The 25,007-nt window shown below is 44.1% G+C and carries 29 protein-coding genes; 23 read left to right on the plus strand and 6 right to left on the minus strand.

Annotated features, from left to right (window positions below):
* Positions 1 to 69 precede the first annotated feature (69 nt).
* Positions 70 to 1,479, plus strand: coding sequence for a SpoVR family protein (locus ACH6C1_RS12075; protein ID WP_374077398.1), 1,410 nt, complete (start codon positions 70 to 72; stop codon positions 1,477 to 1,479).
* Positions 1,480 to 1,505: 26 nt separating this feature from the next.
* On the opposite strand, the gene ACH6C1_RS12080 is transcribed toward ACH6C1_RS12075, so the two are convergent.
* A complete protein-coding gene (locus ACH6C1_RS12080) occupies positions 1,506 to 1,871 on the minus strand; it encodes a thiol-disulfide oxidoreductase DCC family protein (RefSeq protein ID WP_038559150.1) in 366 nt (121 codons plus the stop codon).
* 169 nt (positions 1,872 to 2,040) lie between these two features.
* Here ACH6C1_RS12080 and ACH6C1_RS12085 point away from each other — a divergent pair, with 169 nt between their 5' ends.
* From ACH6C1_RS12085 to ACH6C1_RS12100, 4 genes are all read left to right on the plus strand, one after another.
* Complete coding sequence (locus ACH6C1_RS12085; RefSeq protein ID WP_374077400.1) at positions 2,041 to 2,346, plus strand: MGMT family protein; 306 nt, start codon at positions 2,041 to 2,043, stop codon at positions 2,344 to 2,346.
* Between the two features lie 35 nt (positions 2,347 to 2,381).
* The gene (locus ACH6C1_RS12090) at positions 2,382 to 2,942 is read left to right on the plus strand and encodes a nucleotidyltransferase family protein (RefSeq protein WP_374077402.1); all 561 of its coding nucleotides are present in this window, start codon (positions 2,382 to 2,384) and stop codon (positions 2,940 to 2,942) included.
* 4 nt (positions 2,943 to 2,946) lie between these two features.
* Positions 2,947 to 3,465, plus strand: coding sequence for a GNAT family N-acetyltransferase (locus ACH6C1_RS12095; RefSeq protein WP_374077404.1), 519 nt, complete (start codon positions 2,947 to 2,949; stop codon positions 3,463 to 3,465).
* A 158-nt stretch (positions 3,466 to 3,623) separates the two neighbouring features.
* Complete coding sequence (locus tag ACH6C1_RS12100) at positions 3,624 to 4,283, plus strand: class I SAM-dependent methyltransferase (protein WP_095223726.1); 660 nt, start codon at positions 3,624 to 3,626, stop codon at positions 4,281 to 4,283.
* A gap of 29 nt (positions 4,284 to 4,312) precedes the next feature.
* Here the strand turns inward: ACH6C1_RS12100 and ACH6C1_RS12105 are convergent, their stop codons facing one another.
* Complete coding sequence (locus ACH6C1_RS12105; RefSeq protein WP_141234158.1) at positions 4,313 to 4,447, minus strand: small, acid-soluble spore protein L; 135 nt, start codon at positions 4,445 to 4,447, stop codon at positions 4,313 to 4,315.
* 135 nt (positions 4,448 to 4,582) lie between these two features.
* Here ACH6C1_RS12105 and ACH6C1_RS12110 point away from each other — a divergent pair, with 135 nt between their 5' ends.
* From ACH6C1_RS12110 to ACH6C1_RS12125, 4 genes are all read left to right on the plus strand, one after another.
* Positions 4,583 to 5,335, plus strand: a complete 753-nt coding sequence (locus ACH6C1_RS12110; RefSeq protein WP_374077407.1) for a C39 family peptidase — start codon at positions 4,583 to 4,585, stop codon at positions 5,333 to 5,335.
* A 79-nt stretch (positions 5,336 to 5,414) separates the two neighbouring features.
* Positions 5,415 to 5,942 (plus strand): mismatch-specific DNA-glycosylase, encoded by a 528-nt coding sequence (locus ACH6C1_RS12115; RefSeq protein ID WP_374077411.1) that lies wholly within the window; start codon positions 5,415 to 5,417, stop codon positions 5,940 to 5,942.
* The gene (locus ACH6C1_RS12120; protein WP_374077413.1) at positions 5,939 to 6,694 is read left to right on the plus strand and encodes a (S)-benzoin forming benzil reductase; all 756 of its coding nucleotides are present in this window, start codon (positions 5,939 to 5,941) and stop codon (positions 6,692 to 6,694) included. The genes ACH6C1_RS12115 and ACH6C1_RS12120 overlap by 4 nt, the downstream gene beginning before the upstream one ends.
* A gap of 79 nt (positions 6,695 to 6,773) precedes the next feature.
* Complete coding sequence (locus ACH6C1_RS12125) at positions 6,774 to 6,902, plus strand: YjcZ family sporulation protein (RefSeq protein ID WP_095223730.1); 129 nt, start codon at positions 6,774 to 6,776, stop codon at positions 6,900 to 6,902.
* Positions 6,903 to 6,947: 45 nt separating this feature from the next.
* Here ACH6C1_RS12125 and ACH6C1_RS12130 read toward each other — a convergent pair whose 3' ends face one another.
* Together ACH6C1_RS12130 and ACH6C1_RS12135 are read right to left on the minus strand one after the other, a co-directional pair.
* The gene (locus ACH6C1_RS12130) at positions 6,948 to 8,582 is read right to left on the minus strand and encodes a hypothetical protein (RefSeq protein ID WP_374077415.1); all 1,635 of its coding nucleotides are present in this window, start codon (positions 8,580 to 8,582) and stop codon (positions 6,948 to 6,950) included.
* Positions 8,575 to 9,297 carry an ABC transporter ATP-binding protein gene (locus ACH6C1_RS12135; RefSeq protein WP_374077417.1) on the minus strand — a complete coding sequence of 241 codons (723 nt, stop codon included), beginning with the start codon at positions 9,295 to 9,297 and terminating at the stop codon, positions 8,575 to 8,577. Before ACH6C1_RS12135 ends, ACH6C1_RS12130 begins: the two co-directional genes overlap by 8 nt.
* Before the next feature lie 145 nt (positions 9,298 to 9,442).
* On the opposite strand from ACH6C1_RS12135, the gene psiE reads away from it, so the two are divergent.
* Complete coding sequence (psiE, locus tag ACH6C1_RS12140; RefSeq protein ID WP_374077419.1) at positions 9,443 to 9,865, plus strand: phosphate-starvation-inducible protein PsiE; 423 nt, start codon at positions 9,443 to 9,445, stop codon at positions 9,863 to 9,865.
* A 97-nt stretch (positions 9,866 to 9,962) separates the two neighbouring features.
* Positions 9,963 to 10,718 (plus strand): type I methionyl aminopeptidase, encoded by a 756-nt coding sequence (map, locus tag ACH6C1_RS12145; protein WP_095223733.1) that lies wholly within the window; start codon positions 9,963 to 9,965, stop codon positions 10,716 to 10,718.
* A 38-nt stretch (positions 10,719 to 10,756) separates the two neighbouring features.
* Here map and ACH6C1_RS12150 read toward each other — a convergent pair whose 3' ends face one another.
* Positions 10,757 to 11,617: a cation diffusion facilitator family transporter gene (locus ACH6C1_RS12150; protein WP_366249235.1), complete on the minus strand. Its 861-nt coding sequence runs from the start codon at positions 11,615 to 11,617 to the stop codon at positions 10,757 to 10,759.
* A 118-nt stretch (positions 11,618 to 11,735) separates the two neighbouring features.
* Here ACH6C1_RS12150 and ACH6C1_RS12155 point away from each other — a divergent pair, with 118 nt between their 5' ends.
* The 6 genes from ACH6C1_RS12155 to ACH6C1_RS12180 all read left to right on the plus strand — a co-directional run bounded on the left by ACH6C1_RS12155 (position 11,736) and on the right by ACH6C1_RS12180 (position 16,592).
* Positions 11,736 to 11,960, plus strand: coding sequence for a hypothetical protein (locus ACH6C1_RS12155; RefSeq protein ID WP_374077422.1), 225 nt, complete (start codon positions 11,736 to 11,738; stop codon positions 11,958 to 11,960).
* 89 nt (positions 11,961 to 12,049) lie between these two features.
* Complete coding sequence (locus ACH6C1_RS12160; protein ID WP_374077424.1) at positions 12,050 to 13,318, plus strand: MFS transporter; 1,269 nt, start codon at positions 12,050 to 12,052, stop codon at positions 13,316 to 13,318.
* A gap of 82 nt (positions 13,319 to 13,400) precedes the next feature.
* Positions 13,401 to 13,640 (plus strand): IDEAL domain-containing protein, encoded by a 240-nt coding sequence (locus ACH6C1_RS12165; RefSeq protein ID WP_366249238.1) that lies wholly within the window; start codon positions 13,401 to 13,403, stop codon positions 13,638 to 13,640.
* A gap of 122 nt (positions 13,641 to 13,762) precedes the next feature.
* Positions 13,763 to 14,599: a M15 family metallopeptidase gene (locus tag ACH6C1_RS12170; RefSeq protein ID WP_374077426.1), complete on the plus strand. Its 837-nt coding sequence runs from the start codon at positions 13,763 to 13,765 to the stop codon at positions 14,597 to 14,599.
* Between the two features lie 316 nt (positions 14,600 to 14,915).
* The gene (fumC, locus tag ACH6C1_RS12175) at positions 14,916 to 16,301 is read left to right on the plus strand and encodes a class II fumarate hydratase (protein ID WP_374077428.1); all 1,386 of its coding nucleotides are present in this window, start codon (positions 14,916 to 14,918) and stop codon (positions 16,299 to 16,301) included.
* 87 nt (positions 16,302 to 16,388) lie between these two features.
* Positions 16,389 to 16,592 carry an alpha/beta-type small acid-soluble spore protein gene (locus ACH6C1_RS12180; RefSeq protein WP_095223740.1) on the plus strand — a complete coding sequence of 68 codons (204 nt, stop codon included), beginning with the start codon at positions 16,389 to 16,391 and terminating at the stop codon, positions 16,590 to 16,592.
* Positions 16,593 to 16,637: 45 nt separating this feature from the next.
* Here ACH6C1_RS12180 and ACH6C1_RS12185 read toward each other — a convergent pair whose 3' ends face one another.
* A complete protein-coding gene (locus ACH6C1_RS12185) occupies positions 16,638 to 17,519 on the minus strand; it encodes a PucR family transcriptional regulator (RefSeq protein ID WP_374077430.1) in 882 nt (293 codons plus the stop codon).
* Positions 17,520 to 17,611: 92 nt separating this feature from the next.
* Here ACH6C1_RS12185 and ACH6C1_RS12190 point away from each other — a divergent pair, with 92 nt between their 5' ends.
* From ACH6C1_RS12190 to yhaM, 6 genes are all read left to right on the plus strand, one after another.
* Positions 17,612 to 18,739 (plus strand): DUF445 domain-containing protein, encoded by a 1,128-nt coding sequence (locus ACH6C1_RS12190; RefSeq protein ID WP_374077432.1) that lies wholly within the window; start codon positions 17,612 to 17,614, stop codon positions 18,737 to 18,739.
* 72 nt (positions 18,740 to 18,811) lie between these two features.
* Positions 18,812 to 19,162 carry a YlbF/YmcA family competence regulator gene (locus tag ACH6C1_RS12195; RefSeq protein WP_095223743.1) on the plus strand — a complete coding sequence of 117 codons (351 nt, stop codon included), beginning with the start codon at positions 18,812 to 18,814 and terminating at the stop codon, positions 19,160 to 19,162.
* A 118-nt stretch (positions 19,163 to 19,280) separates the two neighbouring features.
* A complete protein-coding gene (locus ACH6C1_RS12200) occupies positions 19,281 to 20,510 on the plus strand; it encodes a metallophosphoesterase family protein (protein ID WP_374077434.1) in 1,230 nt (409 codons plus the stop codon).
* A 2-nt stretch (positions 20,511 to 20,512) separates the two neighbouring features.
* Complete coding sequence (locus tag ACH6C1_RS12205; protein ID WP_374077436.1) at positions 20,513 to 23,332, plus strand: ATP-binding protein; 2,820 nt, start codon at positions 20,513 to 20,515, stop codon at positions 23,330 to 23,332.
* Positions 23,333 to 23,416: 84 nt separating this feature from the next.
* A complete protein-coding gene (locus ACH6C1_RS12210) occupies positions 23,417 to 23,965 on the plus strand; it encodes a GbsR/MarR family transcriptional regulator (RefSeq protein WP_095223746.1) in 549 nt (182 codons plus the stop codon).
* A 66-nt stretch (positions 23,966 to 24,031) separates the two neighbouring features.
* Positions 24,032 to 24,979, plus strand: a complete 948-nt coding sequence (yhaM, locus tag ACH6C1_RS12215; protein ID WP_095223747.1) for a 3'-5' exoribonuclease YhaM — start codon at positions 24,032 to 24,034, stop codon at positions 24,977 to 24,979.
* The last annotated feature ends 28 nt before the right edge of the window (positions 24,980 to 25,007 follow it).

Raw genomic sequence — 25,007 nt, forward strand, 5'->3', positions numbered from 1 at the left:
AAAGGGTGTCTTTTTTCTGTCTTATCAGCATATGTATGAGTACTATTACGTACAAAGGGGAGAAAGCCCGTGCTGCAATCCGATACACATGCATTGGAAAGGGCTATTGGGGAAATAACGGAAATCGCAAAGGGCTTTGGCCTTGATTTCTACCCGATGCGCTATGAAATTTGTCCTGCTGACATCATTTATACATTCGGTGCTTATGGTATGCCGACAAGATTCACACATTGGAGCTTCGGGAAGCAATTTCATAAAATGAAGCTGCAATATGACCTTGGTTTGAGCAAGATTTATGAGCTTGTAATCAATAGCAATCCTTGTTATGCCTTCTTGTTAAATTCCAATAGTCTTGTTCAGAATAAATTGATTGTGGCCCATGTGCTTGCGCATTGTGATTTCTTTAAAAATAATGTTCGATTCCAAAATACAAACCGTAACATGGTCGATAGTATGGCAGCTACAGCAGAACGGATAGCTGCATATGAAAAAGAATTCGGCAAGAAGGAAGTCGAGGATTTCCTCGATGCTGTGCTGGCAATTCAGGAGCATATTGATCCATCCTTGCTGCGGCCGAAGCTCGGCTGGGATATTGATGACGATGAGACAGATGAAAGTCCGGAAAAGTCGACGGAATATGATGATCTTTGGTTTGTTGATCGCGGAAAGTCAAAAGATAAGAAAGAAAGGAAACGAAAAGCATTCCCGCCTCGTCCGGAAAAAGATATTCTTCTATTTATAGAGGAATACAGCCGGACCTTAGAAGACTGGCAGCGGGATATACTGACAATGATGCGGGAGGAAATGCTGTATTTCTGGCCCCAGCTTGAGACAAAGATCATGAATGAAGGCTGGGCTTCGTACTGGCATGCTCGTATTCTCCGAGAAATGGATTTGACGAGTGATGAAGCAATCGAGTATGCAAAGCTCAACGCTGGTGTCGTGCAGCCGTCTCCATCACAAATCAATCCCTATTATCTTGGTATTAAGATTTTTGAAGATATCGAAGAACGGTTTGACAATCCGACCGAAGAGATGAAACGGTATGGTGTGAAGCCAGGCTCCGGAAGGGAAAAAATGTTCGAGGTCCGGGAAATAGAATCGGATATATCCTTCCTGCGAAATTACCTGACAAAAGACCTTGTGCACCGGGAAGATATGTACTTGTTCCAGAAGCAAGGAAATGAATATAAAATCACAGACAAAGACTGGGAAGCGGTCCGCGATCAGCTGATTACGATGCGGGTAAACGGAGGTTTCCCTTATTTGACCGTAACAGACGGCGATTATATGTCTAATGGTGAGCTTTATTTGAAGCATCATTATGAAGGTGTCGAATTGGATTTGACGTATCTTGAGCGGACATTGCCTTACTTTTATCAGCTATGGGGAAGATTCGTCCATATGGAAACGTATATTGAGGGAAAACATGTGTTATTCAGCTATGAAGGTAAACGAGTTCTAAAGAAATACCTATAAAAGAAGGGGCAGCTGCCCCTTCTTTTTTAAATTGCTTTTAATTGTTTTGTGCCAAACCAGTCATGGCGGTTATCGGATACCCATTTATATAGGGATTCCAAATAGGGATCAAGGAATGGAAGATGCAGGATCCATCCTAATACTGCGGTAACTGGCAGCAGTGTCAATACCTTCTTGACAGTTTCATGTCCTTTGTAGATATCACCTTTGAAAGACATCATATGAATTCGGTCGTACACATCACCTTTGGCAAGGAAACGGAAACGCTCGTAATTCTCGATATTTTGTACCGGGATCCATTTCACGTTATCCAGCCAATCCAATTTTTGGATAACTTGCTTTGCAGTTGAACAAAGTGGGCAGCTTGCGTCAAAAAATACAATATGCTTCATCACACATTCTCCTCTCGTTTACTACATAGCCCGTCCAGCATGATGTTAAACAGAAGTTGACCTGCTAGACTATTTAGAACGAGTCTATCATATTTTCATGTAAATTTCACAGCGACTGGAAGTTTGCTATACTAATTGTCAGATACTTCTAAAAGAAGGAGGGTATGTGATGGATCCCTTCACCGAAAAAGTGATTCAAATCATTAAATCAATACCAGAAGGAAAGGTCATGACCTATGGCCAAATCGGTGACGCAGCCGGTAAAGCACGAGGAGCGAGGCAAGTATCAAGAATATTACATAGCATGAGCCGAAAACATGATCTTCCGTGGCATCGCGTCATCAGTGCCGATGGAAAACTGAAAATTCAAGATGAAGAGACACGAAACGAACAGCTGGAGAGATTGTATGAAGAAGGGCTGGAGATCTTGAATGGACGTATTGATTTGAAGGTGCACCGGTATGAGCCTAAATAAGATACACGCTGAATAGCTAAAAAGGAATGTGTCTAATGCTTAAAACAGAAGAAGATATACTAAAAGCAATCAAACAAGACAAATGGATGATGGAAGTGCTCAGCGCAGCAGCGATGTTACACCTCCCTGATTTCTGTATAAGCGCCGGATTTGTCCGATCAAAGGTTTGGGATGTCCAACATGGGTATACTCGAAGAACTCCGCTTCCGGATGTTGATGTTGTGTATTTTGATGCTTCCGATACAAAGAAAGCAACAGAAAAAAGATACGAAAATATGCTGCGGAAGAGGATACCTGATATACCATGGTCCGTAAAAAACCAGGCCAGAATGCATAAAGTCAATAGGATGCCTGCTTTTCGAGATACGGAGCATGCTATTGAATGCTATCCGGAAACAGCTACCAGTATTGGTGTAACTTTTGAGGGAGAGAAGGTACGCTTGCTTGCGCCATATGGAGTGGATGATTTACTGGCTTGCCGTATTGCGCCGACTCCATTATACGTGAAGGCCGCAAGCTATCATCCTATCTATCTGAAAAGAATAAAACAGAAAAACTGGCAGCGGCTGTGGCCACATGTTCGAATGGAGGAATGACAGGGTGATTGATCTGAAAATCAGACCGCCTAAAGAAGAGGACGGACCTGTGTTATGGAAGCTGAAATATGGAGAAAAGGAGCCAGATTGGAAAAAGTGGGACGCACCTTATTTTCCTTTGGTTCACGTGCCGAGGGAAGAATTCTTGGCTAGCTATCGCTTTGATGAAGATTCTCCAGACCAATGGGTGATTGAAACAGATGGAGCTATCATCGGAACAGTAAGTTATTACTGGGAACATGAACCTTCCAGATGGCTGGAGATGGGCATCACAATCTATGATCCTGCCTATTGGAATGGAGGTTACGGGACAGAGGCCCTCCGGCAATGGATATCACATTTATTCAAGGCGATGCCGATTGTTAGGGTAGGTTATACAACTTGGTCAGGAAATAAACGGATGGTGCGGCTCGGGGAAAAGCTTGGTATGACGATGGAAGCCCGTATGAGAAAATGCAGATATTATAATGGAGAATATTATGATTCCATTCGTATGGGACTGCTGCGAGAAGAGTGGGAATAAGTGAAGAAATGCACAAATTATAATAAGTATTTCTTTACAATCTTTTTTAGAAATAACCCTTTCATCCTTGTCCAAACATGTTACACTATGCATAGTAAATTCTTTGTAAAATAATTTACCAAAAGTATATATAACTCTATGCTGGGGGAAATGGCGCTATGAGTATGATGTTACAAACATATTGGAATAGTCGTTTTGAAGCAGGGGACATTTGGGGAACGGAAGCAACACCATCAGCTGTCATGGCTTATCCATATTTTGCTGCGGATCAGGCGAAGCAGTTATTCGTACCAGGATGCGGATATGGAAGGAATAGCAACTTCTTTGGGGAATATGCATTTGAAGTGACAGCGTGTGACATATCAGAAGTGGCTATCGAGCGTGCCAGCAGCCATGCTAAGGCAGTTGGATTAGCCAATGTAAATCATTTCGTAGGAGACTATTTAAATTTGCCGTTTCCTTCGACAGAGAGATTTGACGGCATTTATCTATCGAGTATCCTTCATATGTACACAGAAGAAGAGCGTGAACAACTGCTTGATCATTTCACATCATTGCTGCGCAAGGATGGATTATTGATTTTCTCTTGCCTGTCAGCAAGAGATGAGAAGCTATATGGTTCTGGAGTGGAGATGGAAAAGGATACATTCCTCGTGCATGACCGGATTGCGCATTTCTTCCAGGAAGAAGAATTGTATGCGCTGCTTGATGATGACTATCAAGTTGTCGAGATGACACTTCATAAACAGCGAGTGGATTTTAAAGCAGGTGCAGAACAGGATGCCCAGCTTTGGTTCGTCGTAGCACGGAAAAAATGAAAATCCAGCCTCAAGTGAGGCTGGATTTCTTATATTTTCGTGTTCTTTTTTTTAGCGCGCTGCTCCAGCTGGCTTTTCGGTTCCTGATTTGCTGCGTCTTCTGATAGTCCTTGTCTGTTTACACTGGTAGCTGCTTTTTCATACTGGCTTTTTTTTCTGCTCATTTCCAATCACCTCCTGGTTAGTATGGCATTTGTCCTTATTTTTATTAAAAGATTGATGTATATTGTCATAGTAAGCTGGGCTACTTTATAATTAGTATCATGCCTTTCAACTAGCTATTCAACAGGAGAGAATAAATGAAAAATAAATATGTTATCATCTTAGTGAGTTTGGCAGCCCTGGCTCTTATATTTGCTATTTTGACTTACCAGAACCGTTCGGATGAAATACGCGCGGAATCAGATACTGCAACGAGGAAAACAGAGATTGCGCACAAAGAAGATGTGCTGCAGTTATCAGCGGTTGAGGACGGGCCCTTGGATGTGCCGCTTCTTAACCAAATGGACGCACCACGGCTATATAATGGCTGTGAGGTAACGAGTTTAGCGATGGTCCTGCAGTATGCAGGATATGATGTAACAAAGAATGACTTGGCCGATCAAATTGAAAACGTACCGCTGAATTATGACAACGGTCTGCATGGCGATCCAAATGAGGGATTCGTCGGAGACATGCCAAATGGGCCAGGACTTGGTGTTTATCATGGACCAGTCATGGATGTTGCGAAACAAGTAGCAGGTGAAAAGGCAGTTGACATGACTGGTAAATCAGTCGAAGAGGCTATTTATCAATCTTTGGATAATGGCAATCCGGTTTGGATCATCACAACTGCGACTCTTGCTCCGGTTAATGACATGCAAACATGGGACACACCAAATGGAGCAGTTGACGTTACTTACAGTGTCCATAGCGTCGCAGTTACAGGTTATACAGAAGACACTGTGTTCATCAATAACCCATATGGCCAGAAAGACCAGGAAGTGGATCGCGAAAATTTCGAGAAGGCTTGGGAGCAGCTTGGCAGTCAGGCGATATATATCAATAACTAAGGGAAAGCACAGTCAAACTGTGCTTTTTTGCGTCTTGAGGTCCCTCAAGCTACAATGGAGGAAGAGCGGAGGTGCTGAAATGGAACTTGAACCAATACCGGATCACATTCAAGAAGGACTGCGGCTTTTGTTCATCGGCTTCAATCCAAGTGTACGCTCAAGCGAAACCGGTCATCACTATGCAAATCGCAATAACCGATTCTGGAATATTTTATATCAAGCTGGCATTACAGAGAGAAAATGTGAACCCTTTGAAGATCAGGATCTGCTGGGTAAGGGAATAGGTTTTACGAATATAGTGGCCAGACCAACCAAGGCTGCAGCAGATATAACAAAGGAAGAATACATAGAAGGAGCGAGGATGCTCCGGGAAAAACTAGCTTATTACCGACCGCAGGTGGCATGTTTTGTCGGCAAAGGCGTTTACCAGCAATACAGCAAGGTAAAACAGACTGGCTGGGGTATTCAGGAAGCTTCGGTGATGCAAGATGTTATAGAATTTGTGGCTCCGTCATCGAGCGGATTGGTGCGAATGCCGATAAAAGAAATCGTCAGTATCTATGCAGAAATCCCAGCTATACTACGGGAATTGGAGGAGAAAAAATGAAAACAGCAGTAGTAACAGGGGCTTCCCGCGGATTGGGGGAAGCAATTGCCAAGCAACTAATGGATAAAGGCATTCAAGTAATAGGAGTTGCAAGAAAGAATAGTGATAATCTTCCTTCCTTTGAAGGAAAGGATAATGCTGGTTATACGTACCGCTATGGTGATTTACAGGATACAGCGGCGTCTGCGAACGTTTTCGAGGAATTAGCAGAAGACATTTTCACAAAAGCCGACGATACTGTTTATTTAGTCAACAATGCAGGTGTGGTCGGTCCGATTGCAACTGCTGATGCCTACAGTCTGCAGGAGTGGGAAGCTCATATGGCAATTAATTTGACTGCACCAATGCTGGCTTGCTCGATTTTCCTCAAATATGCTAAAAAGCATAATATCCCGCTTATCATCGTGAATGTCACTTCTGGTGCAGCGGAACGTTCTGTGCATGGCTGGAGCGCCTATAGCACATCAAAAGCTGGTTTGAACCGCTACACGGAAACTGTCGCTCTTGAAGAGGCCGAAGCTGATACTGGTAATATCGCTATTGCTTACAATCCTGGTATCATGGATACGGATATGCAGGCAGATATACGTTCGAGCGAACCAGAACAATTCCAGGATGTACAGAAGTTCAAGGATTATGTAACGAACAAGTCGCTTAGGGATCCAATGTTTGTTGCAGGTGTATTGGCCGAAATTCTGACCGGAAATGAAATTGAAAATGGGAAACGTTATGCAGTGAAGGATTATGTGTAAGACGGAATAGGTATGCGCCCGCTCCTTTCTGGGTTCTGCACATACAATGCAGTATCCTGTAGGAAAAGGGGGAAGTAAAATGTCTAAAGGTAATGAGGGAGGCTTCGGCTTCGCATTTTTGGTTGTGTTATTCATCCTTTTGATTATTGTCGGTTCATCCTATGTAGGTGGCTGCGATTATGGATATGGCTACGGCTGCCACTATTAATTTATAAATAAAGAAGCTTTGCACAATATCGTGCAAAGCTTCTTTTTATCTGGAGAGTGTTGCTCGGTCAGCAATTTTCAGCAGCCTGCTGACTAAATATAATAGGAAAACGATAACCACACTGATGTACAGCACTGTAACAATGAATGAAACAAGCATAGACATTTTCAGTATGAGCAGCAGAGCAAAAAGGAAAACGAATGCCCCCGCTGTTATTACGATGGAGATTAGAGTTGCCAGCCTATTTTGGAATAGCTCTGTCTCTTCCGTCCAGCCGAGTTTTGGATACAGTAAGTCGCTGACCATTCCGACGACAGTAACTGCGGCATTAACTAACAAAGCTATAACCACCCATATCAATGCTTCCCATACATTCATCTGTATCACGGGTACAGCAACCATGAATATAACGGTGAGCGGTAGTAGATTAATGAGGAACGCAGCTTGCAGTTTGGCAAGGACAATCTGCTGCAGGGTTAATGGCAGAAACAGATGTGCTTCCCAGCTCTGTCCATCTTTTGAGAAGCTGATGATGCTGATAGGGTTAAGTCCAACGGAAAAGACATTGGCGAAGAGGATGACGACAAATAACATACTGCCGCTTATCCCTTCCATCATGGTTGTGGCAGAAGCAAAATCCCCCATGAGGAAAATCACAACCAGTAGTGCAGGCATTACAAAAGCTCCAGCGACACATTGCAGGAAGAATGTCGGCGTCCGGAAAATGGTCTGTATTTCTTTTGTACGATAAGCACTGACGATCGTCTTCGGTTTCCGGCTTAACCCTTTGCCGCTGAATACTTTACCCGAACCAGTATTAAGGCCTAATGCACCCTTCAAGTAGAATTTCTGCGCAGCTGCAAAGAAGACAAGCCCCGCAGCAAAAGCAAGCAGCATTACGATGATAAAGTAAAGCAGGCTTTGCCAGGCTCCTGCAGTTGTAAGTATATGTGACATCAGTGCAGCTGGCGGATAATACAATGTTGCCATCTGCAGCAGTCCGCCTTTTTCGGCATTATCAGCTATCACTTGTGCGATTTGTTCTGGATCCTGCTGTAAGCGCAGGACTACATTCAGTAAGATGAGCAAAATAAATCCGATAATACCACCGATGACTTTACTTCTATCCTTGTTCTTCCCTCTATTGACAAACTGCATGGTGAACATTACTACAGCTGCCGCTAATGCATATGGTATGGTTGGCATCAGGAAGAAAAGAAACAGGACAAAGACATAATACATAAAGCCAGCACCGCTTAATATGCCATAGTAAATGCTGACAGGGAAATACATGGCAGCTGTAAGCAAATAGACATAAATCAGCGGATTCATCGACTTGGCGATAAGCAGCTGATAAGAGTGGACCGGCAGATGAAGGAATGACGAAATATCCTCCGTGAAATAGAACGTATTCATGATTAACATGAACGATAAGATGAAAATGAGAAAGAAATTCATCAAGAATAAGGAGCCTAAAATGGCTTCGGTATTGCCTGACGGTTCCAGCAAGCTGTACATCATGTCAATGATCTGCAGCATATACCCGCCGAATATCATGCCGATAAAAAGTAATCCAATTATCCCGAATACTAATCCGATAACTACACTTGGTTTCTTGAATACGTTGGCATACTGCATCTTCAGCTGGATACGGACGAGGGAGCGGATCGGCCTATGCATCCTGAGTCAGCTCCAAGAAGATATGCTCCAAGCTTTCATCGGATTGGAATCTTTCCCGCATTTCCGTTAGAGTACCTTGGAAAAGAAGCTCACCCTTCCGGATGATGGCCACTTCGTCACAAAGCTGTTCCACCACCTCTAGCACATGAGAGGAGAAAAAGACAGTGTTGCCGTTCGCTGCGTGATTTCGCATTAGTTCCTTCAGTTGATAAGAGGATTTGGGATCCAAGCCTGTCATTGGCTCATCCAGAATCCAGACAGAGGGCTGCTGCACAAGCATGCCGGTTATAAATAGCTTCTGCCGCATTCCATGCGAATAAGTCTTGATTTGATCTCCTAGTGCTTCATAGATACTGAACATCTTGCTGTATTCCTCAATTCTAGCCTCTCTAACATCCGCTGCAATCCCATAAATATCACTTAAGAAATGGAGATAATCCAATCCCTTTAACCGCAAAAATAAATCTGGGCTATCCGGGACGTAGCCGAATTCCTGCTTCGCAACAATTGTATCCGAAGTGATGTTCTTCCCATTAATGGTGATGGTCCCTGAATCAACCGGCAAGACACCGGTTACCATTTTGATCGTTGTCGATTTACCAGCACCATTTGGTCCAAGAAAACCGAATATTTTGCCGCTTGGGACTATCAGACTGACATCGCTCACAGCCTTCTTATTTCCATATTGCTTATGTACATGGTCGATTTGTATCACTGCAGGACCTCCTTGTCTATTACTTCCATTCTGGGCTTTCCTTGCCAAATATTCAAGATTATCTGCCATAAAAAAAGGCTATATCCTTCCGCATATCATGTCGCTCTTACTAGTATATTTAAGACAAGCATAGGAGGTGGTAAAAATGCGGAATCTGCAAAAGAAAACGGCATTTATTGCCGTATTTCTCCAAACAGTATTGAATATTACCTTGACCATCCTAGCAATGATACTTGTCGTCTTCCTTCTGAAGAAAACAGTATTCATCTTCGATGTACTGCTAATACGCAATGAAGAGGTAAGCTACTTTTATCTGGCGGAAGGAATCATCGTATATTTCCTTTATTTTGAGTTCATCAGTTTGATCATCAAGTACTTCACGCATGACTACCATTTTCCGCTTCGCTATTTCATCTACATAGGGATTACAGCAATCATTCGGCTGATTATCATTGACCATGAAAATCCTCTTACAATCCTTCTGTATGCGTTGGCGATAGTCCTGCTTGTCTTCGCTTTGCTGATTGCCAGTCATTCCAATATGAAGGACGATGAACGGTTGGATTGAATAACATAATCAGCGTAACGATTTAAACGTTTTGGCATAATATGATACACTCTATAGTGGAAAAGTAAGCTTTGTCGTCAGAAAGGAAGAGAAATATATGATTAATCGCAAAAGTGAGCGTGAAATAGAAATGATGCGAGCAGCTGGACAGCTGCTTGCTGATATTCATAAAGAAATCCGTAACATGATCAAGCCGGGCATTACAACAATGGAAATCGATCAATTCGTGGAAGGATATTTGGCCAAGCATGGCGCAACAGCCGAGCAGAAGGGCTACAATGGCTACGCATATGCAACTTGTGCTTCTATAAATGATGAAATTTGCCACGGATTCCCAAGAAACGAGCCATTGAAAAATGGAGATATCGTAACAATCGATATGGTTGTTAATTTAAATGGCGGTTTAGCGGATTCTGCCTGGACCTATGGAGTCGGTGAAATCAGTGAAGCAGCACAGCGATTACTTGAAGTCACAAAAGAATCCCTGTACAAAGGAATTGAAAAAGCGCAGCCTGGGGCGAGAATCGGTGATATCGGTCATGCAATCCAGGAATACGCAGAAGCAGAAGGTTTTTCAGTCGTGCGTGACTTCACAGGACATGGAATCGGTCCTACTATCCACGAAGATCCGCATATCCCGCACTTTGGGTTGCCGAATAAAGGGCCACGCTTGAAAGAAGGTATGGTCATCACAATTGAACCGATGCTTAATATCGGTGAATGGGGCAGCCAAATGGATGATAATAACTGGACGGCTCGTACAGTCGACGGTTCTTTATCCGCTCAATATGAGCATACAATCGTCATCACAAAAGATGGTCCAGTCATCCTGACAAATCAAGATGAGGAATAAAGTAAAGCCTATACCATGCTTGGTATAGGCTTTTTTTTCTATGGTTCGATATGGATGAAAGTATGGAATATATCATGCTTCTTGATAAGGAGCCTTTCCAATCTTTCCGTGATGGCATGGCTTTCTTTTACATTGAGAGATGCGTCGACTCGGATGATGACATCAACGAGGGATTGATTACCGTGCAGTCTTGCTTTGATTTCGACAACCTCCAAAACATCTTTATCCTCGAGGATGCTATGACGGATCTTCAATAACCTGTCCACATCATATCCATCCGTAAGGGAATAGGTTGCATCATAAAAGATATCCCATGCTGTCTTACAGATCAGTATTCCTACGATGAAGCCTGCCAGAGGATCTAGCCAGTAATAGCCGAACTGAGCTCCGAATATTCCTACGAAAGCACCTATACTGACCAACCCGTCTGAGCGATTGTCCTGTGCAGCAGCCATAAGTGCGGGGCTTTTGATTCGTTTTGCCAAGGTGGAATTGTAACGGTATACAAGCATCATAACGATTGCTGCGCCTAAGGCAGTCCAGCCTGTCAGCATATCAGGCTGGACATAATCCGGCTCCATTAAACGCTCCAGTGTATCAAACAAGACATGAAGGCCAACGGTGATCATGATGAAGGCAGCAACTAAAGATGCGATTGTCTCCGCCCGGAAATGACCGTATCTATGGTCAGTGTCAGGCGGTTTGCGGGAGATGCGCAGTCCGATTAATACGGCAACAGAGGCTACGACATCTGTTGTATTGTTCAGCCCGTCGGCAAGCAAGGCATCTGAATCACCGACATAGGCGACAAGCAATTTGATAAAGGATAACAGCAAATATGCAGCTATGCTGAGCAAAGCTCCTTTCTCACCAGCTTTCAGATTATCATACTGGCCCATATGTAAAATTTCCTCCGATCTGATTCTGGAGCAGGAACGGTTAATGCATGTCCAGAATGGGTACAAGATAGTACATTATATTCTTCTGATTCATCATTATACGAAGGGGTTGAAAAAAATGAGCCAGGAAAAGATCATTATTGAAGGCAGCTTGGAAGGGGTACGGTTTTACAAGGAACTGGATATCGTGATCGGTCCCGAGGAAGAGACACCAGAGCGAGCGATCATCCGTTTCTACGGCAGCGAGGCAGAGAACTTCGAGGAGCTGGCTCGAGAACAAGGCTGGCGCAATTGTTACTGGACTTATGCAGATCAAGAAGCCCTGCTGCAGCAGGCAAATTAATCCCAGACGAATCTGGGATTTTTTCGTTGGATAAAAAACTCCTGTCTTGCAGAAAATGAAAGTAGTTTGTGAAAGGCAGGAGACGACATATGGGTGAAAAAAATGCTTCAACAAGTAAATCAGGAAAATCACCAAAGGATATGCGCTGGGCAATTGTAGCATTGGCATCCATCCCCTTGATCATGACACTTGGGAACAGCATGCTGCTGCCCGTGCTTCCGCTGATGGAAAAGGAATTGGATATAACCAAACTGCAATCAAGTTTTATCATTACATTCTATTCCATTGTAGCTATCATATTCATCCCGGTTGCTGGCTTCTTATCCGATCGTTTCGGCCGCAAAGCAGTTATTTTGCCTTCGTTGGTTATAGCTGGAGCTGGCGGACTGATAGCTGGGATATTTGCTGTTGGCAGTGATAATCCGTATATATGGATCCTGATAGGAAGGATACTGCAGGGGATAGGTGTTGCAGGTGCAGCACCAGTTGTACTCCCGCTAGTCGGAGATATGTTTGAAAAAGAAGAGGACGTCAGTGCCACACTAGGTATTGTTGAAACTGCCAATACTTTTGGGAAGGTATTGAGCCCAGTGCTTGGAGCACTGCTGGCGGGGTTCCTTTGGTATCTGCCATTTTATGCGATCCCTGTGTTTTGTGCAATTTCATTCTTATTGGTGCTCTTTCTTATTAAAAAGCCGAAAGATGATAAAAAAGGCAATGATTTTAAGACATTCTTGAAAAACACGAAGGCGACATTTCATGAACATGGCGGCTGGCTTACAGCTACCTTCCTGATTGGGGCCATTCTTATGTTTCTTCTTTTCGGTATCCTATTCTATTTGAGCACGGTATTGGAAGAGAAGTACGGCATGCACGGCATACTGAAGGGTGCGGTTTTGGCTATACCACTGGCAGCATTATGTCTGGCATCCTATCTGACAGGTAAATGGATCAAAAATAACGGGAAGCTGATGAAGTGGATTATATTCACAGGTGTGCTTGTTGCGGGTGTCGTAACAATCGCTCTCTATTTCTCAAAGGGGATTTTCTTCATGATGGCGGTATTCCTTGTTGCGGGCGTAGGAATCGGAGCAGGTCTGCCTTGTTTGGATTCTTTGGTTACAAGCAATATGGAAAAGGATGTTCGCGGGACAATCACATCATTGTTAAGTGCCATGCGCTACGTCGGTGTTGCTGCTGGTCCGCCTGCTGTAGCCATTTTGCTGAAAGTGGATTTTATTTGGTTGATCGTTACATTTGCTGGAGCAGCTTTTGTTGCAGCATTACTGACATTGAAATTTGTCAAACCGCCTGATCCGAATGAACATAAACATCACCCCGTTCCGCATTTACATTAATTTAACGGACAAATCAGAAAATTGTTGCAAAATTAATGTGAATCCAGCATAATGGAAAAAAGGAACCAGGGGGAATCGTTCCATGAAAAAGCATAAAGTTGTCTATCGTCTGCAAAGAACGAAGAGGAAGCGTGCTTATGTTACTGCTAAACGGGAAATTTCGTTTGAAGTGAAGCTGGCCACAAGACTTATGCTGGATGAATTTTACTTTACCTGGAACAAGAATAAACTGGAAGCACAGATTAATGAGTGTATCGACCAAAAAGACGCGGAACGATTCAAGGAATTAAGTGCAGCTTACCGCCCCTATACTTTGGAATAACATAAAATTTTTATAGGACCTGTTTTGTCATCGGACAAGGCAGGTCTTTTTACGTGCGAAAATAATTAGCACCTATGCTATAATATTTTCAAAACTAGATGTACGAAGAGGAGATTTTAGAAATGAAGCGTTTGATGCTGTTTGCTGCGCTTAGCGCTGTGTTAGTTGCAGCTGGATGTCAAAACCAGCAAACAAGCCAGAATCAAGACACAAATGAAAATAAAACTGCCCAGAAGCAGACCGACAATCGGCAGGCAGAACAAGTACAGGAAGAAGATACTGCTGCTGATGAAACCGCTGAGGCAAAGCCTGACCAGCATCAGGAAGAAGCAGAAGATGTGGTAGGGACAATCGAGAAACCAGTGACGGTCGATAATCCGGAAAGTATCGAAGTTGTCGTGAACAAAACAAGAAAGTTTCCGGATGGCTGGGAACCGAAGGACTTAGTTGAGCCGGACGTACCGTTTTACTTCAGTGAGCATCTGGAGAAGCGAAAAATGCGTAAAGAAGCAGCGGAAGCATTGGAAGAGCTGTTTGACGCATCCCAAAAGGACGGGATGGAACTTGTGGCTGCAAGCGGGTACCGATCGGAAGCAAGGCAAAAGGAAATTTATGAGAATAACGTAGCGACCCAAGGACAGGAAGAGACGGATAAAGTATCTTCCAGACCAGGCAGAAGTGAGCACCAAACAGGGCTCGCTATCGATTTGACATCTGCAGAGATGGCATTAGCGCTGGAAGAGACTTTCATCGATACAGATGAAGGGAAATGGCTGGCAGAACATGCACATGAATATGGTTACATCATTCGCTACCCAGAAGGGAAATCCGATATAACTGGCTACAGCTATGAGCCATGGCACATCCGATATGTCGGAAAAGATCTGGCGAAGCAAATTTATGAAGAAGGAACGACATTGGAGGAGCATTTCCAAATGGAGTCCGATCTTAAGAGCTGAAAAAGAGCCGCTGTCCTAATGGGCAGTGGCTCCAATTTATGTGATGGGAGGTCACATACAGATTTAGCGGCATAGAAGGTATGCCTAAGACTTACTTGTCCAAATGTGCTTATAAATGCTGCACGAAATAAAATTGATTGATTATTAACTCAACTCGATTCTAACATATTGTAAACCGGAAAGGTAGCGAAATTATTAAATTTTTTCAAAAATGAAAAGATGGCCAACCTTCCGAAGATGATAGCCGCAAAATTAGAGATTATTTGTTACAATAAAGATGCCTTATCAAATGAAGACTTTGGAGAGGGGAAGTAAAATGGAATTTCGTGTGGAAAAAGATACTATCGGTGAAATTCAGGTGCCTGCAGATAAGTTTTGGGGAGCGCAAACACAGCGGAGCAGGGAGAATTTTCCGATTGGTTCAGAAAGAATGCCGAAAGAAATTGTATACGCTTTCGCTTTGCTTAAGAAAAGTGCCGCAAAGGCCAATCATGATTTAGGTTTATTGGAAAAAGATAAAAGTGATGCAATCGGCTATGCTGCGGATCAAATTACAAGCGGTGAGCTGGATGATCATTTTCCGCTAGTTGTCTGGCAGACAGGCAGCGGGACACAATCGAATATGAACGTCAATGAAGTTATTGCTTATGTCGGAAACAAGTGGCTTGAAGAACAAGGAAAAGAAGTGCGTTTGCATCCTAATGATGATGTCAACAAGTCTCAAAGCTCCAATGATACTTACCCGACAGCTCTACATATAGCTGCTGTGACACAGCTGGAAGATGTGGTATTGCCTGCTTTGATCCAGCTCAAAACAACGTTGAAAGAAAAATCAGATGCTTTTCAGGATATCGTGAAAATAGGCCGTACGCATCTGCAAGATGCAACACCGCTAACACTTGGACAGGAAATCAGCGGCTGGCATCGTATGCTGGAAAAATCGGAACAGATGATCAGGACAAGCCTGCCGTTTGTCCAAGAGCTTGCAATTGGCGGAACTGCAGTAGGAACCGGCTTGAACGCCCATCCTGATTTCTCTGAGAAGGTTTGCCGTGAACTATCTGAGGCTACTGGAAAAGAATTCATTTCAGCTGTGAATAAGTTCCATGCTCTGACAAGTCATGATGAGCTCGTGTATGCACATGGGGCGCTGAAGGGTCTTGCGGCAGATATGATGAAAATCGCTAATGATGTACGCTGGCTGGCAAGCGGGCCGCGCTGCGGAATCGGTGAAATTGAAATTCCGGCAAATGAACCTGGAAGCTCCATTATGCCTGGCAAGGTGAATCCTACCCAGAGTGAAGCTGTGACGATGGTAGCTGTGCAAGTGATGGGCAATGATGCTGCAATTGGATTTGCAGCCAGCCAAGGAAATTTTGAGCTGAACGTTTTCAAACCCGTTATTGCTTATAACTTTATTCAATCTGCGCAGCTTCTGGCCGACAGTATGCTTTCATTCAATGATCGCTGTGCAGTCGGAATTGAACCAAACCGGGAAAAAATCGCAAAAAATCTTCAAGAGTCCTTAATGCTTGTGACAGCTTTGAACCCGCATATCGGCTATGAAAATGCTGCCAAGATTGCTAAGACAGCTTTTGCTGAAAATAAAACATTGAAAGAAGCAGCTATAGAAAGTGGATTACTGACAGAAGAACAATTCGATTCCTATATAAAACCAGAAGAAATGACTTATCCGAAGTAACTGCCATGTTTGACCAGGAGTTCCAATAAGTAAGCCTGATAAAAAGCGCCTTCTTGCCCAAACTATAGGCATAGGAGGTGAACAAACATGGCGAACAACAACAGCTCAAACCAATTGCTAGTACCTGGCGTACAACAAGCACTTGATCAAATGAAATTCGAAATCGCACAAGAATTCGGTGTAGGTCTTGATGGCAACGAAACTTCTCGTGCAAACGGATCTGTCGGTGGAGAGATCACTAAACGTCTTGTAGCTTCTGCACAGTCTCAGCTTAGCGGCGGTCAATTCTAATTGAATATTGATGGCAAGAGAGGCACCGTTTCGGTGCCTCTTTCTTTATGGAAGGTTATGCAGGGCCAAGTATAGGGCAAACGCATCCTGGAATTTCCGTATATCGAGACCAGTTTTCTCTGTTAGTTTGTCTAAACGATAATTCAAGCTATTGCGGTGTATATACAGCTTTTTCGCTGTAAGAGTAAGATTTTGATTGCAAGTGAAATACATATTCACTGTCCGGAGCAGTTCGTCGTCTTCTTGCAATCCTTGCAGGATGTGATGCATGATATATTTTCGGTCATTTTCCGGCATCAGCATACTGATCAATTGCGGTAACGCATCATGGAAATGAAGCACGTGGTTGGCTGAATGGAATGGAATCTGTTTGTGCACTGTCAGCAGCCACTCATATTGTTCAGAAGCGTGTTTTACTGAACGCAGCCAAGGAGTTACGAATAGCCGGAGCGGGACAGATAAATCATACATCAGCATGTCGATGACTTTTTCATAAAGAATAGGTTCTGTTTGACGGCTCTCGATCAGTAAGCCTGTTTGCTTCGTAAACCACAGGCATGCAAGCGGATGATCAGTCAGACTATCCATTGCTTCCCTGAACACCTCGGGTTTAACACGCCCCTCCACAGTAAAGAAAATGAAGCGGCAGCCAGACGAATATAGAGCATTCTCGGTTAGTTCATCCGCTGTTTTTCCGCCGTGCAGCAGTTGATACCAGGCTGTATCTGTACTGCTGCCAGTTGGTATTGTAACAGGTGAACCAAAGTGATGAAGTAAGGCAAGTTCTCGTTCGTTCAGCTGATTGGCTGGCAAACCGATAGTCTCCCCATTCTCCAATCGAAACCAATGGTATGTATTCGTATCAAGTCCATTAAGGCCGTCTGCCGTTATGATACCCGAAAATAGTCTTTCCAGTTCCTCCTTCATACGCACTTCTCCTATCCATACAATCTGTTTCTTTGTAATTGGTGTTATTTGTATTATACTAAAACCGAAGTAAACAGAAAGGTCGATACAACATGAATAGTGGAGATATTTGGTTGATTTTATCCATGGCGCTTATTGGTGCCTTGATTGGCGGTATCACGAATTACTTAGCGATAAAGATGCTGTTTAAGCCTCATCGCGCTATATATATAGGGAAATGGCGAGTCCCATTTACTCCGGGATTAATACCAAAACGCAGAAGTGACTTGGCCCGTTCGCTTGGAAAAACGGTCGTTGACCATCTTCTTACGCCGAAGGGCATGCAAGCAAGGCTGGTTGATGAAGGCTTCCAATGGAAGGTCAACAGTTGGGCAAAACGTGAAGTGTTCCGTTTTTTGCGTTCAGAACGAACATTGCGTCAGCTGCTGTTAGATTTTAATGTAGCTGTGGATACGGATATATTGCACAAAAAGGCTGCCGAATTATTAAAAACACAGCTGGAGAAACAAGCAGAAAGAGAACTAGGCAGCTTGTTGCCAGAGGAATTGAAAGAAAAGACAGAGGCTGCTGCTGACAGAGCAGCAATGCATATTCAGCAGATGCTTGCAGCTTATGTGGATAGCTACGATGGCCGTCGCAAAATACAGGAGCTTGTCCAAAGCTTTCTGCAAGGCAGGGGTTTTCTTGGCAGTATGCTGTCCTCTTTTATGGATCCTAGCAGTGCAGTCGATAAAATTCAGCCTGTTATCATCGAATCTGTCGGGTCAGAAGGCACCCGTCGCTGGCTGCAGCAGCTGCTTGCTAGTGAGCTGAATAAGCTGATGAGCAAGACAGTAGGCGATGTAACGGAAACAATCGGTCCAGAAACAGTGGAAGAGGCTATTCAGCAAGTCGTCAGGAAATCGATCCCGTTTGATGAGCTGCTAGACACACCAATCCAGGTGTATACGAAAGATATGCAAGACCATGTAATAGAAGAAAAGCTGACCATGCTTGTCGGACGAGTTCTACAGCGTCTATCTGAGCAGGTGCCGGTCATCATGGAACAATTGGAGCTTTCCAAGATGGTCGAGAAAGAAGTATCCGGTTTTCCTCTGGAACGAGTGGAAGAGCTTGTCCTGGCTATCTCTAATAAAGAATTCAAGCTGATTACATACCTCGGATTCCTGTTGGGTGGTATCATCGGGATCGTTCAGGGAGTTATCGCCCTCTTTATCTGATGGTTCGAACTATACAGCGCTCTATCGGTTTGTTATAGTGGAACTTGAGTAAAAATGAGGAGGTACGTACCCATGGCTAATATGTACGATCATGCGTATGACTTAGAAAAAGCAATCCGTGAAAGTGATGAATTCAAAGGCTTGAAAGCCGCTTATGATACGGTAATGAATGATCCATCTTCCAAGCAGATGTTCGAAAACTTCCGTAACATCCAACTTGAATTGCAGCAAAAACAAATGCAAGGACAGGAAATTACAGAAGAAGAAGTTCAAAAAGCACAAAGCGTAGTTCAAGTAGTGCAGCAGGACGAACAAATTGCAAAATTGATGGAACAAGAACAGCGTCTGAACATCGCAATCAATGATATCAGCAGAATCATCACGAAACCTTTGGAAGAGCTTTACGGACAGCCAGAGGCGTAAGCAATAACCCCCTTGCCATTTGGCAAGGGGGTTTTCTTTTGTTTTGAAACCGAACGTGCATTCGCAAGAGGTGCATGCTACTATAGAAGCAAACGACGACTAAAGAAAGGAACCTTCTATGCTGCCTAAACTAACATTCATTCATGCTGCCGATCTTCATCTGGATAGCCAAATGGAAGGATTGACTGCTGCGCATCCTGCTATGAAAAGCCGGCTGCAGGAAAGCACTTTCCAAGCCTTGAAACAGCTTGTACAATGTGCAATATCTGAAAAAGTTGATTTTATCTTACTGGCTGGAGATATCTTTGATGCTAACAGACAATCTCTAAAAGCACTTGTTGCCTTGCGTGAAGCCTGTAAAGAGTTGCAAGAGCACGGTATCGATGTGTACATGCAGTATGGAAATCATGATTTTACAGGAAAACAGCCAATGATGAGTTACCCGGACAATGTACATATTTTTCAAACCGAAAAAGTGGAAACATTCTTCCATGAGAAAAATGGTGAGCCAGCAGCTGCGATCCACGGGTTCAGTTATACGACAAGACATATTAAATCTCGAAAGGCGCTGGAGTACGAAGCCAAAGGAGAAGGGATTTACCAGATAGGCATGCTCCATGGCAGTCTGGGGACAGGCGGAGATGCGGATGTCTATGCTCCTTTCAGTGTAGATGAGCTGAAGCATACCGGCTTTGATTATTGGGCGCTTGGGCATATTCATAAACGCGAGGTATTGTCAGAGCAGCCGCCTATTGTATACCCGGGGAATATCCAGGGCAGACATCGCAAAGAGTCTGGGGAGAAAGGCTGCTTTTTAGTGGAGTTGGAGGGCCAATCCTGTGTCATGTCATTTCTTCCCTTGCAGGATATCCGATTTGAAACAGTGGACGTGGATGTCAAAGAAGGATCAGCATTATATGATGTGGAACAGATTTTGCTGGAAAGCTGTCTCCGATGGGAGGAAGCATTTGGGGATGCTGTACTTCACGTGATCTTCCATGGTCCTGCCCATCTATTGATGCGATGGAGCCAGGAGGAGCGCTTGGAGGAGCTGCTTGAAATTATCAATGAGCAGCAGCAGAATCTGGGCCGCCAGCTTGTACTTGCAGGTTTCACGGTACAGGCAACCCTTGACATGAAGGAAGAGCTGCTTCTGGAACGTAACGACTTCACTGCAGCGCTGTACACCACTTCCTATTCAGCTGATGAAATGACACGAAGTTTGGAGGAGTTGATGGGAAATCGTCAATACCGTAAGATCCAGCAGTTTTATTCCGAGGAAGAATTACAGGAGTTGCTCGGTGAAGCGAAACAACTGCTGCTCCAAACTTTATTGGAGGTAGAATAACGATGCAAATCAGCGGCGGACATATTTATGATTTCGGTAAATGGCATGATTATACTTTCGATTTCCAAGAGAGCTCTCTTGTGATCATCCAGGGGGAGAATGAGGCTGGTAAGTCCACATTAAAAGCTTTTCTTATCTACATACTATTTGGGATGCGTACGCGGGAACTGGAATCTTATAAACCAAGGACAGGGGGTACTCCAGGCGGAAGACTCACCCTCCGTTTACCTGGTGGACAAGCAGTTGTCGAACGGATCCTGGATCGGCATAATGGTGAAGCTGTCTGCTATAGAGGTTCTGAACAAAAAGATCAGCAGTGGCTGGAGGACCAGCTTGGCGGTATGGATGCTTCCGTATTCCGCCAGGTTTTCACATTGGATACGGAAGCACTTATTTCCTTGCAGCTCACAGACAAGGAGCATCTGGGGCAAGTCCTATTGGATGCAGGTCAGACAGGATCAGCAGATGTTCATAAGCTGGAGAAAAAGCTGCAGCAGGAATTGCAGCAGCTATTCCGTCCTCAAGGAAGGAAGCCGAGAATCAATGCTATGCTGCATACCGTCTCAGAACAGGAACGTCTTGTTCAAGAGCTAGCAGACAAGGAAGCAGCTTATCAGCCGGATAAAGAGAAACTGCGCGCAACACTTGAAAAAACAAATGAGCTGCAAAATCACAAGGCAGAGCTTCGCGCTCAGATCCGTGTCCAGAAACAAGTGCTGCAAGCTATTCCATGGCAAAAGAAGGCCGCTTTCGCGAAGGAACAGCTGAAGCAGCTGGCACATGTGGAAGGTTTTCCTTCTGAAGGATTCGAACAGATGCAGAAAATCCAGTATCAGCTTCAGACTTTGGAAGCTCAATATCATGTCCACAAGAAGGAATCTGCTTTAATACAAAAGGATTTGGTGTCGACAAAAGAGAAGTTGTTGAAAGATGACTTATACAAGGAATTGTATGAACTGGGCGCCAGGACAGACTGGACAGCTGTGAAGAAACGTATCGAGCTATTGGAGGAAGAGCGTGATAAACTTCGAAATCAGCTAGCTCGTGTGCATCTCAGCTATCCGTATCCCGAATATTTTGCCTGGAATTCACATATGGCGGAAGTCTCCGAGGAATGGCGTCCGCTTCAGGAAAAAATGATGATTTTGCAGGCAGAGAGTAAGCGAATTCATCAGTCTATTGCTGAGAAGAGACAGGAAATAGATAAAATGGATCATCTGCAAAATAGGATCCATCAGAGTTTGCTTTCAGAAAAGGAATATAGGGACCTTCACAACAAGAATGACAGAAAACATAGAGGAAATGATTTACGTAAGAGAACAATTTCACCTATTATCCTTTTGGTTGTTTTTGCAGGACTATTAAGTGGTATTGGTATTTTGACTGCAAATTGGCTCTTAGCTGGAAGTGGTATTTTACTGCTGGTTGGTGCTGGTTTGAACTGGCGCCTTGGGCATCAGCCCGGAGGTCATTCTGAGAGCTCTTCCTATATTTCTGAAAAACTCACAGAACAGAAGGAGTTGCGAGTCCGCTGGCGTCAATTGGAGGAGCAGCGTCACCCGTTGGAAGTACAGCTTATGGAGTTACAGCAAGAACAGTCTGAGCAAGTAATAAGGAGAGAGTATCTGGAGCAACAGATAGCTATTCAGATAGAGAAATTTCCTTTCTTAACGGACGTGCCACTAGTGTATTGGGAGAAAGCGGTTCACGAGTGGAAAGCAAAAGAGCAGCTGTTAGAGGCACAGAACAGGGTAAAGCGAGAGCTTGAAGAGGAGCAGCAGCGCTATACGGATTCTATTGACCGACTGGGTGACATAATGGATGTAACAATTGGTGCACGGCCAGAGGAAATAATAGAGCAAGCAGAATATGTAATCGAGTCACAGCAAAAGCTAAGACACGCAAAGGAACAGCTTTTTGAACGACAGCAGGAGATACAGCGGTTTTTACAAGAATTGGATAAGCAGCTCAAGCCGTTACAGGAACAAAAAGCTATTTTGCTTGAAGAAGGCGGAGCTGATGACTACCATCAGTTCCTGCACGCAGCAGAGCAATATCGGAAAAGAAAGCAGCTTCTCGAAGAATTGGAGCATTTCCATGTGCAGGTAAGAGCCATTGTGCCAGACGGAAAGTACAGATCAGAAGAAGTGGAATATGAACAGGATAGAGTGGAGCAAGTGATTGCCAAACTTGAAACGGAACAAGAGGCTGTGGAGGAGGAGCTGGATAAATGTCGACAGCACGCCGCCACGCTGCAAGTTAAGCTTGCTGACCTTGAATCGGACACAACAGCATCAGCAGCTTATCATGAGCTGCAGCGGCAGAAGCAGGTGCTGACAGCGGCTGGACGGAAGTGGGCTGTACGGAAACTTGCTTACGATATGCTTTCACAAACAAAAAGAACGTTTCAGGAAGAACGATTTCCGAAAGTCCTTAGAGAAGCCAGCAGTTTGTTTTCTCAGGTAGCAGATCAGTATAGCGGGCTGGCACTGACAGAAGCGGGTAGTTTGGTTGTGAAAGATCGATACAGCAGGGACATTGCCTTGGGGCAGCTTTCAAGAGGCACGATTGAGCAGCTTTATCTTTGCATGCGGCTGGCGCTTTCCCGACATCTTGGTATGCAGCAGAGCTTTCCGTTATTGATTGACGACGCATTCAGCCATACAGATATTGAAAGAAGAGGACGCTTTCTTCCTATACTTCAGGCTGCCGCGGATGTGCAGCAGATCATTTTGTTCACGTGGGAAGAACCGGCACCTGAATGGACTCAGCAGTCTAAATTGCTTCAGCTTGAAAAAACGCAGAAAACTGGTTCGTTGTAGCGTTTTAGCATTCGCAAAAAGGTGACAATAATGGTAAACTGGTTAAGATAAAAATTGGATTATTGTAAGCTGGAGGGTCGGGCAGTGCCGAGTAACGAAGAAAATTGGGCTAAATACGAGGAATCTATCGAAAAATTCATACAGGTCATTGCCAAGAATATGAATTTATATGGAATCACCTCATCTGTTGGCCGGCTATATGGTGCGCTTTATTTTGCGGATCGACCAATGACATTGGATGATATGAGAGATGCTTTGGAGATGAGTAAAACAAGCATGTCAACAGGAGTCAGGGCATTAGCTGAGATGAAAATGGTAGAGCCTGCATATAAAAAAGGTATGCGGAAGGATCTATATAAATCGGAGGAAGACTGGTACAAATCTTTTACGTCGCTCTTCGGAAATAAGTGGGAGAAAAGTACGCAATCGAATCTGGAGGAAGCTGAGGAGACGATTGAGGAACTGAAGCATTTGAAGGAAGATGTTGAGGATCCAGAATTAATTGAGAGAATCGACAAAGATATTGACCGTCTTCAATATGCTCGCGATTACTACACGTGGCTCCTGCAGTTCATCAATGTGGTCGAATCAGGAGAAATATTCAAATACGTTCCAAAGCCGCCAAAGAGATAAAGGGCATTGGAGCATGATGCCCTTGCTGAATAGTAAGGGCTGTATTTATGAGGGAGGAGAATAGCGTTGAAAAAAGGTATTGGGTATTTTCAGGTAGGCGATAAATTCGATAGCTTTCTGCTGATTAAACAAGCAGACAAAGCCATTGCAAGTAATGGTAAAGCTTTTATGACACTGATATTAGGTGATGATACCGGGGATATCGAGGCGAAGCTATGGGATGCATCACCTGCGGATGAACAGCGCTATCAAGCTGGCCATGTAATTAAAGTCCAAGGTGAGGTAAACGCATTCCGCGGTCGTCTGCAGCTTAAAATACAGGCTATTCGGGTGGCAGAACCGAATGATGGTGTACATGCGCATGACTTTGTCAAGCGTGCGCCGCTTTCGAAGGAACAGCTGCTGGAAGAATTGACATCATTCATATTTGATATGGAGAATCCGAATTTACAGCGAATTACGAGGTATTTTCTATCCAATTATCAAGAGCAGCTGCTTGCTTATCCGGCGGCAGTACGTAATCACCACGAATTTGTTTCCGGGCTGGCTTTCCATGTTGTATCGATGCTGCGGATTGCTCGCGAATTGAAAAATCTGTATCCGGAGATCAATAAGGATTTGCTTTATGCAGGAATCATTCTTCATGATATCGGTAAATTACGGGAACTCTCAGGTGCAACGAATCCTACTTATACGGTAGAAGGGAAGCTGCTCGGTCACATTTCGATCATGTCAGATGAAATCGCCCAGGCCGCCAGGGAATTGCAAATCGAGGCAGAAGAAGTGATGATTTTACAGCATATGATCTTAAGCCACCATGGCAAAGGGGAATGGGGCAGTCCGAAGCCGCCGCTCGTGCGTGAAGCGGAGCTTCTGCATATGATCGACCTGATTGATGCGAAAATGAATACACTGCAGCGTGTCATGGATAAAGTAGCGCCGGGAGACTTTTCGGAGCGCGTCTTCTCTTTGGAGAACCGCAGCTTTTATAAACCTGCTTTCGAGCGTGAGTGAAAGTAATAGAGAGAAAAATAGAATAGAG

Source organism: Terribacillus sp. JSM ZJ617 (assembly GCF_044383785.1).
Taxonomy (GTDB): domain Bacteria; phylum Bacillota; class Bacilli; order Bacillales; family Amphibacillaceae; genus Terribacillus.

What these genes read in the sequence shown, in the direction of transcription:
- ACH6C1_RS12080 (WP_038559150.1), bottom strand. Translation starts at nt 1,871, where the DNA reads ATGAAGCATATTGTATTTTTTGACGCAAGCTGCCCACTTTGTTCAACT.
- ACH6C1_RS12085 (WP_374077400.1), top strand. Translation starts at nt 2,041, where the DNA reads ATGGATCCCTTCACCGAAAAAGTGATTCAAATCATTAAATCAATACCA.
- ACH6C1_RS12090 (WP_374077402.1), top strand. Translation starts at nt 2,382, where the DNA reads ATGCTTAAAACAGAAGAAGATATACTAAAAGCAATCAAACAAGACAAA.
- ACH6C1_RS12100 (WP_095223726.1), top strand. Translation starts at nt 3,624, where the DNA reads ATGAGTATGATGTTACAAACATATTGGAATAGTCGTTTTGAAGCAGGG.
- ACH6C1_RS12105 (WP_141234158.1), bottom strand. Translation starts at nt 4,447, where the DNA reads ATGAGCAGAAAAAAAAGCCAGTATGAAAAAGCAGCTACCAGTGTAAAC.
- ACH6C1_RS12110 (WP_374077407.1), top strand. Translation starts at nt 4,583, where the DNA reads ATGAAAAATAAATATGTTATCATCTTAGTGAGTTTGGCAGCCCTGGCT.
- ACH6C1_RS12115 (WP_374077411.1), top strand. Translation starts at nt 5,415, where the DNA reads ATGGAACTTGAACCAATACCGGATCACATTCAAGAAGGACTGCGGCTT.
- ACH6C1_RS12120 (WP_374077413.1), top strand. Translation starts at nt 5,939, where the DNA reads ATGAAAACAGCAGTAGTAACAGGGGCTTCCCGCGGATTGGGGGAAGCA.
- ACH6C1_RS12125 (WP_095223730.1), top strand. Translation starts at nt 6,774, where the DNA reads ATGTCTAAAGGTAATGAGGGAGGCTTCGGCTTCGCATTTTTGGTTGTG.
- ACH6C1_RS12130 (WP_374077415.1), bottom strand. Translation starts at nt 8,582, where the DNA reads ATGCATAGGCCGATCCGCTCCCTCGTCCGTATCCAGCTGAAGATGCAG.
- psiE (WP_374077419.1), top strand. Translation starts at nt 9,443, where the DNA reads ATGCGGAATCTGCAAAAGAAAACGGCATTTATTGCCGTATTTCTCCAA.
- map (WP_095223733.1), top strand. Translation starts at nt 9,963, where the DNA reads ATGATTAATCGCAAAAGTGAGCGTGAAATAGAAATGATGCGAGCAGCT.
- ACH6C1_RS12150 (WP_366249235.1), bottom strand. Translation starts at nt 11,617, where the DNA reads ATGGGCCAGTATGATAATCTGAAAGCTGGTGAGAAAGGAGCTTTGCTC.
- ACH6C1_RS12155 (WP_374077422.1), top strand. Translation starts at nt 11,736, where the DNA reads ATGAGCCAGGAAAAGATCATTATTGAAGGCAGCTTGGAAGGGGTACGG.
- ACH6C1_RS12160 (WP_374077424.1), top strand. Translation starts at nt 12,050, where the DNA reads ATGGGTGAAAAAAATGCTTCAACAAGTAAATCAGGAAAATCACCAAAG.
- ACH6C1_RS12165 (WP_366249238.1), top strand. Translation starts at nt 13,401, where the DNA reads ATGAAAAAGCATAAAGTTGTCTATCGTCTGCAAAGAACGAAGAGGAAG.
- ACH6C1_RS12170 (WP_374077426.1), top strand. Translation starts at nt 13,763, where the DNA reads ATGAAGCGTTTGATGCTGTTTGCTGCGCTTAGCGCTGTGTTAGTTGCA.
- fumC (WP_374077428.1), top strand. Translation starts at nt 14,916, where the DNA reads ATGGAATTTCGTGTGGAAAAAGATACTATCGGTGAAATTCAGGTGCCT.
- ACH6C1_RS12180 (WP_095223740.1), top strand. Translation starts at nt 16,389, where the DNA reads ATGGCGAACAACAACAGCTCAAACCAATTGCTAGTACCTGGCGTACAA.
- ACH6C1_RS12185 (WP_374077430.1), bottom strand. Translation starts at nt 17,519, where the DNA reads ATGAAGGAGGAACTGGAAAGACTATTTTCGGGTATCATAACGGCAGAC.
- ACH6C1_RS12190 (WP_374077432.1), top strand. Translation starts at nt 17,612, where the DNA reads ATGAATAGTGGAGATATTTGGTTGATTTTATCCATGGCGCTTATTGGT.
- ACH6C1_RS12195 (WP_095223743.1), top strand. Translation starts at nt 18,812, where the DNA reads ATGGCTAATATGTACGATCATGCGTATGACTTAGAAAAAGCAATCCGT.
- ACH6C1_RS12200 (WP_374077434.1), top strand. Translation starts at nt 19,281, where the DNA reads ATGCTGCCTAAACTAACATTCATTCATGCTGCCGATCTTCATCTGGAT.
- ACH6C1_RS12205 (WP_374077436.1), top strand. Translation starts at nt 20,513, where the DNA reads ATGCAAATCAGCGGCGGACATATTTATGATTTCGGTAAATGGCATGAT.